This is a genomic window from Psychrobacter sp. M17(2026) (assembly GCF_055699815.1).
This window is the reverse complement of sequence record NZ_CM146741.1, coordinates 1,842,055-1,854,303: the sequence shown is the minus strand read 5'-3', so window position 1 is coordinate 1,854,303 and position 12,249 is coordinate 1,842,055. Positions and strand designations below refer to the sequence as shown.

Here is a 12,249-nt window from a genome sequence, read left to right as displayed (position 1 = left end):
ATTTAACTTTAATTATTTAATTTTACAGTCACTATTGAGCCATTACCCTAATGATAGGGCTCTTATTTTGACTTTTATTATTATTTTTATCTTTATTACAGTATGAAAGGATAGCTAATCATGGCGAAAAAACGAGGCTTAGCTGCCAATCGAGGTTTGGATGCTCTGTTGGGCTCAATCAAAAAAGAAAAGCAAATTACTGCCTCAGCCTTACAAGATGATACGGTTGCGCATCATGACGTTCATCACCTTGCCACGACCAAAACGGCTTTAGATACCGATCTACCATCAGCGACTAGTACTGGGTCTAAAAGTGCTATCCCTGCTAAGGCTAAACGGTCAAAAGCTACTGCTAATGAAAAAGATAATATTGAAGGTGCTACTACTAAAAACCGTACTCGTGCAGCACGTGCTATCAGCACTAAGCCCAATCCTGATGCTAACAGTAGCGAAGATCAAATCAGCCTCATTCAGATCGATGTGCTGCATCTGCAGGCAGGTAAATACCAGCCGCGCCGCGATATGAGTGAGACTGCGCTAGCAGAGCTAGCATCCTCAATTGAGCAGCATGGGGTAATGCAGCCTATCGTTATCAGACCATTACTTGCAAGCGAGGACAAAAGCAGTGCGCAAGTGACCCATGAAATTATCGCAGGTGAGCGGCGCTGGCGTGCGGCAAAGATGGCTGGTAAAGCAGTGATTCCAGCGATTGAACGCGCCTTGTCTGATGAGCTGGCTATTGCTTTGGCACTAATAGAGAACATTCAACGCGAAGATTTATCTGTCATTGAGCAAGCTGCCGCTTTGCAACGCTTTCATACTGAGTTTGGTATGAGTCATGCTATGATTGCCGAAGTTGTTGGTAAAGCGCGAACGACAGTATCAAACCTTTTGCGTCTCAATCAGCTGCACGATACGGTCAAAGATCATCTAGCGACCAGTGCTCTAGATATGGGCCATGCGCGAACCTTACTGGCATTATCCTCTGAGCAGCAGCCTATCATCGCTCAAAAAATCATCGATGGCGCAATGACGGTGCGCGAAGCTGAAAAACTGGTCAAGTCTATTTTGCAGCCTGCACCTAAAGCCAATCCCAACACAGCAGTAGCTAGCTTTGATACCCAGCAGATGGTACAGCGCCTAACGGATACGCTAGGGGCACAAGTTAAGCTTAAGCATAAAAAAGATGGTCAAGGCAGTGTCGAGATATTTTTTCATGATGATGAACAGTTCACCGCTTTAATCAAACAGCTAGAAGCACAGCGCTAATGTCACTATTTTCAATATTGTCACTATAAATCTCAATGTCAAGTCACTGGCTACTGTCTACATTATATTGAATGAGCAGTAGTGTATAAGTGAAAAACTCACCAAATATCATTAAACTGAGGCTTTTATGAGCCAACCTGTACCAGCTGATATAACCAAAGCTTCCGCTAGCAATGAGACAGCGCACGCGCCTGTAACGCCGCCTAAGCATAAAACTTTGCTGCGTCTGCTAAGTTATCTTAAGCCTTATTGGTGGGCGCTTGCATTGACGGTTATCGGCTTTGCTATTAACGCAGGCACTGAGATTTGGATCGCTAAGTTGTTGCAATACATCACTGATGCTATCAATAATAACGATCAGACCAAACAAAATTTATTCCCGCTCATTATTATCATGCTGTTCTTTGTGCGCGGTGTTGGTAGCTTTTTGGGGAATTATTATACCGCGCTCGTATCTCGCAACTTAGTCTATCAACTGCGGGTAGAGGTATTTAATAAATTGCTGCGTCTACCCAGCACATTTTATTTGGCCAATCCTGCAGGGACGATCTCATCTAAGCTGATATTCGACGTTGAGCAAGTCACTGCTGCCAGTACAGACTCAATGAAAACCTTGTTGCGTGATGGCTTGACGGTCGTAGCCTTGATTGGGTTTTTGTTATATAGCAATTGGCGTTTAACTTTGATTTTGTTTGTGGTACTGCCGCCTATATTATGGCTGATTCGTGTTGCCTCAAAACGTTATCTTAAGCTCTCAAAAGGGATTCAGGAGACCATGGGCGAGGTGAGTCATATCACTAATGAGGTGGTTAGTGGTTATCATGTGGTCAAAAACTATGGTGGTCAAGCGTACGAGTCCCAGCGATTTGATCAGATCTCCAAAAAGAACTTGCGCCAGGGTATGAAAATAGTCGTAACCAATAGCATTAATACGCCAATGGTGCAGTTATTAATGGCAATGGCGATGTCTGTCGTAGTATGGCTAGCACTGCGCCCTGCGGTTATTGATAACATCTCAGCAGGTGCATTTATCTCTTATATTGCCGCTGCTGGACTGCTGAGCAAGCCTGTGCGCTCGCTGACAGACGTCAACCAAAAGCTGCAAAAAGGGATTGCCGCTGGTGAGTCTATTTTTGCTTTGCTTGATGAGCCTGAAGAGGTCGATACCGGTCTTATTAATATAGGGTTGTCTGGCGCGATCACCCTTGATCAAGTTAATTTGGTTTATCCTGACTCAACCGTTGCTCTGCAAGATTTTAGCTTAGATATAAAAGCGGGTGAGACTGTCGCATTAGTCGGTCGTAGTGGTGCAGGCAAGTCGTCGCTGGTCAATTTATTGACGCGTACGTTGACCACCAGCTCAGGGCGTATCACTATGGATGGGTTCGATATAGACGATATTACTCTAGATAGCTTGCGCGCGCAGATTGCGATGGTCAATCAACAAGTGGTGTTATTTAATACCACGGTGTTCAATAATATTGCCTACGGTAGCTTAGCCAGTAAATCGCCTGTTGAAGTAGAACGCGCGGCAAAAGATGCCTTTGCTCATGACTTTATTAGTAAAATGCCTAATGGTTATCAAAGTGAAATCGGTGCCGAAGGCCTGCAACTATCAGGTGGTCAGCGTCAGCGCTTATCGATCGCTCGTGCTCTATTAAAAGACGCGCCTATTCTCATCTTAGATGAGGCTACTAGTGCCTTGGATAACGAGTCTGAGCATTACATTCAACAAGCGCTTGATAATGTTATGAAGGATCGCACTACGCTCGTCATAGCCCATCGTTTGACGACTATTGAGTCCGCTGATCGTATTGTGGTACTTGATGGCGGCCGAATTGTCGAGATTGGTACTCATAAAGAGTTGTTAGGCAATAAGAGCTATTATGCCCAAATGTATGAGCGTGACTTTGAATAAAGAAGCGATTGATTGTCTAGGTGAAAAACTAACTGGCATAATAAGAATTCAGCTATGAGTCTTGAAACTAAAATCACTCAAGCATGGCAACGACAAGCCCTTTGGTTATGGCTACTACTTCCTGTTAGCTGGTTATATGGTCTGATAATTTCAATACGTCAGCAAGCCTATAAGCTTGGCTTAGCAAAAAGCTATCGTGCGCCTATACCTATTATGGTGATAGGTAACATCACCGTTGGTGGTAGCGGTAAAACACCGCTTATTATGGCTTTGGTCGACTATTTGCAGCAGCATAAGGTGCCAGTAGGGGTGATTAGCCGCGGTTATGGCGGCGATAGCGCTCAGATGCCAGCTTTAGTGACTACCGATAGCTTGCCCAGCGTCGTAGGCGATGAGCCAAGCTTGATTGTCTCTATGACAGGGGTACCGATGGCGGTATGTCCTAATCGGCAGCAAGCCATAAGCACTCTCATACAAGCTCATCCTAACTTACAACTCATTATCGCTGATGATGGGCTACAGCACTATGCGTTGCAGCGCGATATTGAATGGATAGTGGTCGATGTTGCGCGTGGATTTGGTAGTGGTCAATTACTGCCGACAGGGTTTTTGCGCGAGCCGATGTCACGACTAGATAAGGCGACGGTTATCTATCATGAAAAGATTGATAGCCATTCAACAGCGAATAGTTCGCAGTCCACTGAGCGTTTAACTATGCATTTGCAACCTGATAGCCTGCAAGCTTTATGGCCTAGCTTATGGTCTAGTGATGCCGATAGTTTGTGCGTAACTTCACAAGCAGCAGGTGTTAAGCCTTTGGCAGGTAGCCAAGTACACGGGGTCAGTGGGATTGGCTATCCGCAGCGGTTTTTTGCGACTCTTGAAGCGTTAGGGTTCAAAGTGAGCGCTCATCCTTATCCTGATCACTACGATTTTGAGCTCACTGATTTACTGCAATACCAGCACTATCCTATTATTATTACTAGTAAAGATGCGGTAAAAATACGAGCACTATTAGCAAAAGTGTTTGATACTATAAATAACGATGAAAATAAACAAACTGAGTTTGATGGTTTCAATAAAGCTGAGCTCGCTGAGCTGGTCGCTAGACTTTGGGTATTACCGGTCAGCGCTGAGCTATCAGACGCCTGTTATACTAAACTGCAGCGGCAACTACAAGGTTTAGGTATTGCTATAAAAAACGCTACTTATTAGAAGGCTCTATTATGTCCTCATCTGTCCCTGTCAAAACCCATATCGTGATTCCTGCTCGCTTTAACAGCACGCGTCTGCCAGGGAAACCACTATTGGCTATCCATGGTATGCCGATGATACTTTGGGTCGCCCGAAAAGCACAAGCGGCTACCTTTGCCGATGATATGTGTATTGCAACGGATGATGAGAGTATTGCCAAGATATGTCGTGACGCAGGATTTGAGGTCGTTATGACGCGTCAAGATCATATTTCAGGCACTGATCGCTTGGCAGAGGTTGCCGCTATAAAGGGCTGGGGCGCGCAAGATATTATCATTAATATGCAAGGTGATGAGCCATTAGTGCCACCTTTATTATTGCAGCAAGTCAAAGATCTGCTAGTACAAGACAGTCAAAGTGTGATGGCGACGCTATATGAGCCTATCGAAGATTACGCTACTTTTATAAGACCTTCTGTGGTCAAAGTCGTAAGCGCCAGTTATGATAATAAGCAACGCGCATTGTATTTTAGCCGAGCGCCTATTCCTTGTGATCGTGATTTGGTGTTATCAGTTGAGAATAATGCTGATTTATCAGATACATCAGCTCTGCCTGTACCTAGCACTGCCAAACGTCATTTAGGCTTGTATGCCTATCGCGTCAGTTTGCTAAAACAGTTTGTCAACTGGCTACCAACCGCACTTGAAACCTTGGAGAGTCTAGAGCAACTGCGGGTCATGGAGAATGGTGGCGCTATCGCTATCGAAGCGGCCAAAGTAAAATTGCCAGCAGGTGTCGATACTGTAGAAGATTTAGAGCGTCTTAATAACATGAGCTTAGCAGACTTTCAAAACGACGAGTATGCATAAAAATAGCCTAAGTATTTTTTAAAACTAAACTATTTATTGTGAATAAGTTTTAATCCGTTATCCATAAAAGTTATAAAAATATTGGGAGTTGCCAACATCAACGACATCGATGACAGCATTTACTTTGCACCGCTATTGCCTTGGCAACAAAGTCTATGGGTGCAGCTGACGGCGCGCGCGTCAAGCTCATCGCTACCTCATGCGTTACTAGCAGCAGGGATGCAAGGCATGGGTAAACGCGCGTTTATCTGGCGTTTGGTGGCTTGGCTACTGTGCTTGCAGCGAGATCAGCATTCAGAGGGTGCCTGTGGTCAATGCGCTAGTTGCCAATGGCTCAAGTCGGGCACTCATCCCAGCTTGCAAGTACTGCCACTGGCGCAAATGCCAATAAGTGCCAACAGCAGTCAAGCGAGCGAGCTGGCAAGTAAAAACAGTAAAAAATCTGTTAAAGCCACGGCTAAGGCATCAGTCACTATCAAAGTAGATGACATCCGCGCGCTACAGCCTTTTATTTACCAAGGCGGGCAAGGTATTCGCATTTGTGTTTTAGACTATGCCGAACAGATGACTATAGCTGCAGCTAATGCGCTACTCAAAACCCTTGAGGAGCCACAAGCACAGGTACATTTATTCCTTATTAGTGATACCCCAACTCAGCTATTACCTACTATTAAGAGTCGAGTCCAGCAGTTGCCGCTTCAGCAGATAGAGTCTGCCGGCGCGCTTAATTATGTCACCCAAGCCTTAGGCAGTACTGTTAATCGAGAGGCGGTCGGCCCTGATCAGATCAGTCAGTTATTGCAACTAGCCAATGGAGCGCCACTTGCTGCTATAGATTTGGCGCAAGCGAATTGGTATAGCAAGCGTGGGCTTTGGCTAACGACTTGGCAAGCGCTACGTAATGGCAAACGTAGTGCTATTGCTGCTAGTGACTATTGGCAAAAACAGCTGGATATCGCGGATTTTATAAAACTGAGTGAGATGATGCTGGTTGATATTCGGCGAGTCTATATGGGACTACCAAGCCGTCAAAAAGATATCGATTTATTAGCCGCTGTAAATCCTCATCTGCTTGATGATTCTTCGCTAAACGACAACTTGACAAGCGATAACGCCCTTACAATGATAGAGCAGATGCTACAGCAGATAAAAATATCGCTACAACAAAATGTTCAAGAGAAGTTCGCTTATGATAAGCTAATGCAACAGCTGACTCAGCTATAACGCTGTTCGTATAGTACTGTTCTAAACGGCAAATCTAAGCTATAACTATCTTTATGATTATCATATATTTTGCGTTTAACTGTCTTTTATACCTTTTGTTTCTATAAGGAGCTTATTATGGCAATGCCCAGTCGCGGTGGAATTGTTACTCATCATATCGAAGATATAGCAACGTTGTATGCCAGCTATTTATCTTTTGTTGATAATGGAGCGATTTTTGTACCGAGTGATCGCGTACAAAACTTAGGCGATGAAGTCTTTGTTGCGATAACTTTGCCAAATTCTAGTGAGCGCTTGCCAATGAATGGTAAAGTGATTTGGATCAATCGAAAAGCTCAAGGCAATCGACCAGCAGGATTTGCGGTACAAATAGGTCAGGATGCCAGTGGACAGCGTATTAAAAACGAAGTAGAGCGCTTATTAGCGGGCAAAATAGACAGCCAGCAAGCGACTTATACGATGTAGGTTCAAGTTACTACTAGTAAAAGCCTTGATGGCTAAAAGCTTTAATAGCGTGGCGGTACATACATATCATCAGGAATAGGCTCGCGATAATACTCATTATCACGCGTGCGATCAGGCAGTTCTACCTCATCACGCGGCACTTCATTATAGGGTATCTGATCTAATAAATGCGCAATACAGTTGAGTCGTGCGCGCTTCTTATTATTGCCTTCAACCACCCACCACGGGGCTTCTGGAATATGAGTACGCTCAAACATAGTCTCTTTAGCCTTGGTATAATCCTCCCAGCGCCTACGGGACTGTAAATCCATTGGTGAGAGCTTCCACTGCTTGAGTGGATCATGAATACGGCTCATAAAGCGTGAGTGTTGCTCATCATCAGTGATCGAGAACCAATACTTAATCAAGCGTATGCCTGAGCGTACTAGCATACGCTCAAAATCAGGCACCGACTGAAAAAACTCCTCATATTGCCCACCGTTGCAAAACCCCATTACCTGCTCAACACCAGCGCGGTTATACCAGCTGCGATCAAACAAGACGATCTCGCCAGCTGCTGGTAGATGGGCGACATAACGCTGAAAATACCACTGCGTCTGCTCACGTTCGGTCGGCGCAGGCAAGGCTGCAACTCGGCAAACCCTTGGGTTTAGCCGCTGAGTGATGCGCTTAATCGCACCGCCTTTACCTGCAGAATCACGCCCCTCAAACACCACCACGATACGCTCACCGCTATCCACTACCCAGTCTTGTAGCTTAATCAATTCACGTTGCAAACGTACTAGCTCCTGAAAATAAGTGCGACGATCAAGTTTTTCTTGCTCAGTCATCACATGCCCATCGAATCGCAAATCGCGCATGTAGTCATCAATTTCGTTTTCAAGCTCTTCGTCATAAGTGTCAATTAAGTCTTGGTGCATCTTGCGCCGCAGCTCATCATTCAATACATCTTTATCGATGCGTTGAATCATAGCAGTTTGCTCTAACGCTTTTTTATCAGTGTGCGGTTGTACTTTCAAGGGTTGAGACTGGTGCGTTAAGAGTGGTTTTGCCACGATAAGCTCCTCATGACCAAGAATAGTATGCTTAAGTTTATTCAACAGCGAGCGTAATATACCCATAGACTCCACCTCTAATCAGCTGAGTAATTATTGTGTAAATCTATTATAGGTTTTTTATTGTGACAAATATAGCGCATAAAAAAACGCCCTTTAATTTATGTAGTAAAGGGCGTTTTAGTAGAGCATCTGTACTGGCTGAACGGGTCAATCAGTAGCTATTGTGATAATAATTACGCTGTGTATTATTAGTCTTTGTATCTTATTGCAGACTATTTCTCGAGAATACAAGTCACGCCTTGACCGCCCGCCGCGCAAATAGATATTAGTGCGCGACCTGAGCCTTTTTGATCCAATAGTTTTGCAGCAGTGGCTAAGATACGACCACCAGTAGCGGCGAACGGATGACCCGCGGCAAGTGATGAGCCATTCACATTGAGCTTGCTACGATCAATTGAGCCTAGTTTGTCATCTAACCCTAAGCGCTCTTTACAAAAACTCTCATCATCCCAAGCCGCAAGTGTAGACAATACTTGCGAGGCAAAAGCTTCATGAATTTCATAAAAATCAAAGTCTTGTAGGGTTAAACCTGCACGTTCGAGCATACGCGGCACAGCATATGCTGGTGCCATTAATAAGCCCTCTTTGTCACCAGACTTACCGATGAAGTCAACGGCAGCGGTCTCTTGATGCACAATATAAGCTAATGGCTTTAAGTTACGCTCTTTTGCCCAATCCTCATTTGCTAATAGCACACAAGAAGCACCATCAGTTAATGGCGTAGAGTTAGCAGCAGTCATTGTTGGATTGGCATTCTTTTTACCAAAGGCGGGCTTTAATTTACCCAGTTTCTCAACTGTAGAATCGGGGCGTAAGTTATTATCACGCGTGAGACCCTTATATGGAGTAATTAAGTCATCGAAGAAGCCTTCATCGTACGCTTGTGCTAGGTTTTTATGGCTATCAAAGGCTAATTTATCTTGGTCTTCACGGCTGATATTCCATTCCAGCGTGGTGATGGCTTGGTGATCGCCCATAGAGAGACCTGTACGCGGCTCACCATTTTGTGGGGCGTCGATTAAGTCTTTAGGATCGAACTTTTTAAGCGCTTTGAGGCGCTGTTTCATGTTTTTGGCAGAGCCGAGCTTTAGCAGTACTTTACGTAGGCCATCGCCGATTGCGATAGGCGCATCAGAGGTAGTGTCTACACCACCTGTGATTGCTGAATCAATAATGCCTAAAGCGATTTTATTAGCCGAAGCAAAGGTTGCTTGCACGCCAGTGGCACAAGCTTGAGAGATATCATAAGCGGGGGTTTGTGGATTAAGAGCTGTATTTAGGGTCGCTTCGCGAGTTAAGTTAATATCACGGCTAAGCTTGATAACAGCGCCTGCAACCACTTCACCTAGTAGCTCATCTTGTAAGTTATAACGCTCAATTAGACCATTGAGGGCAGCGGTCAGCATGTCGGTATTGCTAGCATCAGAATAAGCACCGTTAGAGCGGGCAAACGGAATACGGTTACCGCCTAAGATAGCTACGCGGTGTTGGCCTGCATTCATTTTGGTGGTGGGCTTTTTCTTAGCAGCGGCGCTTCTATTAGCGGCGGGCTTTTTACTTTCAGGCTTAGCGCTAGGTTTTTTAGCTTCTACAGTCGCTTTGCTTGCTGGAGTTTTTTTCTGCGCGGTGCTTGTTGACGTCTTTTTCTGCGCGCTAGGTTTAGGGGCTTCTTTTTCGTTAGCTTGACTATCGCTATCGGCTGATTTAGCTGGCGCAACATTGACAGATTCAGTAAGGTCATTAGCCTCTTTTAACTCTTTGGCTTCACTGACTAGCTCTTCTTTCAGCTTAGATTTCTTAGCCGCTTGGTCGCTTGTGGTTGACTTGTTAACTGAATTACCCTCTGCATCAACGATATCGGTGGCTTTTTTGAGCTCAGCGATAGAGTCATACTGTTCATTACTGTTTTTGGTTTCAGCTTTGGACGGCTCAGCGGCTTTATTAGTGGTAGCAGTGCCTTTTTTCACAACGGTACTCTCAACGATTGGGCTGTCTTTTTGGTTGCTCATAATAGGTTCCTTAAGTTAGTTAAAAAAAGTTAGTTAAAAATTGATTAAAAAGTAAGTCGTAAAAATAAAAATATTGACAGAGGGCTTATTTGCCCTAGGGTTACGACTTTAGATGTAGAAGAAAACAAGGTAGAAAGTGATAACGTATAAAATAATATAGTTGCTTATGATATTAGGTTTTTATCGCGCTATTGTAGGTCTTTAGCAAATAAAGTAATGTAAAAACAGTCTTATAAGCAGTATCAAGCTAATCTATAAACTGACCAGTATCAATAATTGACCTAGTAGTATGAAGTTTCTGATAATATATTGTTATTGCTATTTGCATGAGCTATAACTTATAAGTTCCATTCTAGCATAAGCATTTGACGATATATGTCAGTTACGATGAACAACTTGTGTACTGGATTGTTTACAAATGACTATAGACATTTGGACTTGTCCATTCTAGATGTGTATAGTTAGGACAGCTTAAGCCTCATTTATTGAACTCTAAATAATCAATCTCAAAAAGTGTATCTACTATTATAGATACGCTTTTTATCTTTAAATAGTTAACCTTTAATCATAAATAATAGGATTATATTATGTCAGACCGTTATGGTGATTTCGTTCAATCTTCAATCGGCAAAAAAGTCGCCAAAAACTTAGGCTTGCCACTGCCAGTAGGCTTAGATCGTTTTGAGAGTGGTCAACGCTTAATACGCGGTAGCGTACTAGTCGGTGCTGCGACTGGTGAAGACAACCGTGTCAGCCAAGCTATTGCCCGTATCTTCTCAGAGCTACATGCCGAAATTTTTGTTAATAATAATGACTATGTCAAAGGCGCGCTGGCTGATGCGGGTGTTGAGGCCAAAGCTAATACGGCTGCTGATAACAAATTCAAAGTTTTACTGTTTGATGCTAGTAATATCAGTAATGCCAGTGAGCTCAAACAAGTTTATGAATTCTTTCATGCTGTCGCTCGCCGTGTTGAGCGCTCAGGTCGTGTGGTTATTATCGGTCGTCCACCAGAGGAATGCGATGATATCGAATTCGCTTTGGCTCAGCGCGCGCTTGAAGGTTTTATCAAGTCCGTCAGTAAAGAGTTCAAACGTGGTATTACGGCTCAATTGATCTACGTCGCTGAAGATGCTGAGCAAAACCTAGATTCAACCTTGCGCTTTTTTACCTCAGCGCGTTCCGCATATGTTTCAGGTCAAGTTATCCGTGTCGGTAAAGCCAATGCTATTGATATTGATTGGGCGCAGCCGCTAGGTGGCAAAACCATGCTAGTGACTGGCGCTAGTCGCGGCATCGGTGAGTCAATCGCGCGCGTGCTAGCTCGTGAAGGCGCTCATGTTATCTGCTTGGATGTGCCACAGCAGCAAGCAGATCTACAAAAAGTCGCCAGTGAGATTAGCGGCTCGACTTTATTAGTTGATATCACTAGCGACGATGCTGGCGCGCAGGTTGCTGACGCTGCCGAAAAACGTGGTGGTCTTGATGCTATTATCCATAATGCTGGCGTCACTCGTGATAAAACTTTAGCCAATATGGATGAGCAAAAGTGGGATATGGTGATCAATATTAATCTGGCCAGTATCGCCAAGCTAGATCGCTATTTGCTCGATAATGACGTACTCAAAGACGATGCTCGTATCGTCTGTGTCTCATCAATATCAGGTATCGCAGGTAACCTAGGTCAAACCAACTATGCCACTTCAAAAGCAGGGGTTATTGGTTTAGTCGATGCGACTGCCAAGAAATTAAGCCGCAACGATAAAGGCATGACTATTAACGCTGTAGCGCCAGGATTCATCGAAACTCAAATGACCGAAGCGATTCCTTTTGCTATTCGTGAAGCAGGTCGTCGCATGAACTCTATGAGTCAAGGTGGTTTGCCAGTAGATGTCGCAGAAACGATCGCTTGGCTTGCGTCTCCTGCCTCAGGCGGCCTAAACGGCAATACCGTCCGTGTCTGTGGTCAAAGTCTGCTAGGTGCATAAAAGCTGTGGCTCTTTAACATTATTGATCTCTAATACTATTACTTTTGACTATAGTTACAAGTGGAGTTAGCTTAATGATTACTTTTTAAGGCTACTTTTAAACTATGTTGAAAGTAATAATTGCTTACCAAAAATACGCCGATGAAGATCGATAAAGCTGCCTACGGGTGGCTTTTTTTATATTATTTATTTAGT

The 12,249-nt window shown here is 44.1% G+C and carries 9 protein-coding genes; 7 read left to right on the top strand and 2 right to left on the bottom strand.

Going from position 1 to position 12,249, the window contains the following annotated elements; genetic code table 11:
- Positions 1-120: 120 nt before the first annotated feature.
- The 6 genes from ACR63T_RS07840 (at position 121) to ACR63T_RS07815 (ending at position 6,939) form a co-directional block, all read left to right on the top strand.
- Positions 121-1,269 (top strand): ParB/RepB/Spo0J family partition protein, encoded by a 1,149-nt coding sequence (locus ACR63T_RS07840; RefSeq protein WP_201569205.1) that lies wholly within the window; start codon positions 121-123, stop codon positions 1,267-1,269.
- A 127-nt stretch (positions 1,270-1,396) separates the two neighbouring features.
- Complete coding sequence (gene msbA, locus ACR63T_RS07835; protein ID WP_201569203.1) at positions 1,397-3,187, top strand: lipid A export permease/ATP-binding protein MsbA; 1,791 nt, start codon at positions 1,397-1,399, stop codon at positions 3,185-3,187.
- A 54-nt stretch (positions 3,188-3,241) separates the two neighbouring features.
- On the top strand, positions 3,242-4,402 hold the full coding sequence (gene lpxK / locus ACR63T_RS07830; RefSeq protein ID WP_472783621.1) for a tetraacyldisaccharide 4'-kinase: 1,161 nt from the start codon (positions 3,242-3,244) through the stop codon (positions 4,400-4,402).
- 11 nt (positions 4,403-4,413) lie between these two features.
- The gene (kdsB, locus tag ACR63T_RS07825; RefSeq protein WP_305898339.1) at positions 4,414-5,250 is read left to right on the top strand and encodes a 3-deoxy-manno-octulosonate cytidylyltransferase; all 837 of its coding nucleotides are present in this window, start codon (positions 4,414-4,416) and stop codon (positions 5,248-5,250) included.
- 78 nt (positions 5,251-5,328) lie between these two features.
- Positions 5,329-6,474: a DNA polymerase III subunit delta' gene (locus ACR63T_RS07820; RefSeq protein WP_305900303.1), complete on the top strand. Its 1,146-nt coding sequence runs from the start codon at positions 5,329-5,331 to the stop codon at positions 6,472-6,474.
- A 117-nt stretch (positions 6,475-6,591) separates the two neighbouring features.
- Complete coding sequence (locus ACR63T_RS07815; RefSeq protein WP_201569195.1) at positions 6,592-6,939, top strand: PilZ domain-containing protein; 348 nt, start codon at positions 6,592-6,594, stop codon at positions 6,937-6,939.
- Between the two features lie 41 nt (positions 6,940-6,980).
- Here ACR63T_RS07815 and ppk2 read toward each other — a convergent pair whose 3' ends face one another.
- Together ppk2 and ACR63T_RS07805 are read right to left on the bottom strand one after the other, a co-directional pair.
- Positions 6,981-8,060 (bottom strand): polyphosphate kinase 2, encoded by a 1,080-nt coding sequence (gene ppk2 / locus ACR63T_RS07810; RefSeq protein WP_472783620.1) that lies wholly within the window; start codon positions 8,058-8,060, stop codon positions 6,981-6,983.
- 209 nt (positions 8,061-8,269) lie between these two features.
- Positions 8,270-9,559, bottom strand: coding sequence for an acetyl-CoA C-acetyltransferase (locus ACR63T_RS07805; RefSeq protein ID WP_472785258.1), 1,290 nt, complete (start codon positions 9,557-9,559; stop codon positions 8,270-8,272).
- 1,094 nt (positions 9,560-10,653) lie between these two features.
- On the opposite strand from ACR63T_RS07805, the gene ACR63T_RS07800 reads away from it, so the two are divergent.
- Positions 10,654-12,054, top strand: coding sequence for a 3-oxoacyl-ACP reductase (locus ACR63T_RS07800; RefSeq protein ID WP_472783619.1), 1,401 nt, complete (start codon positions 10,654-10,656; stop codon positions 12,052-12,054).
- Positions 12,055-12,249: the final 195 nt, after the last annotated feature.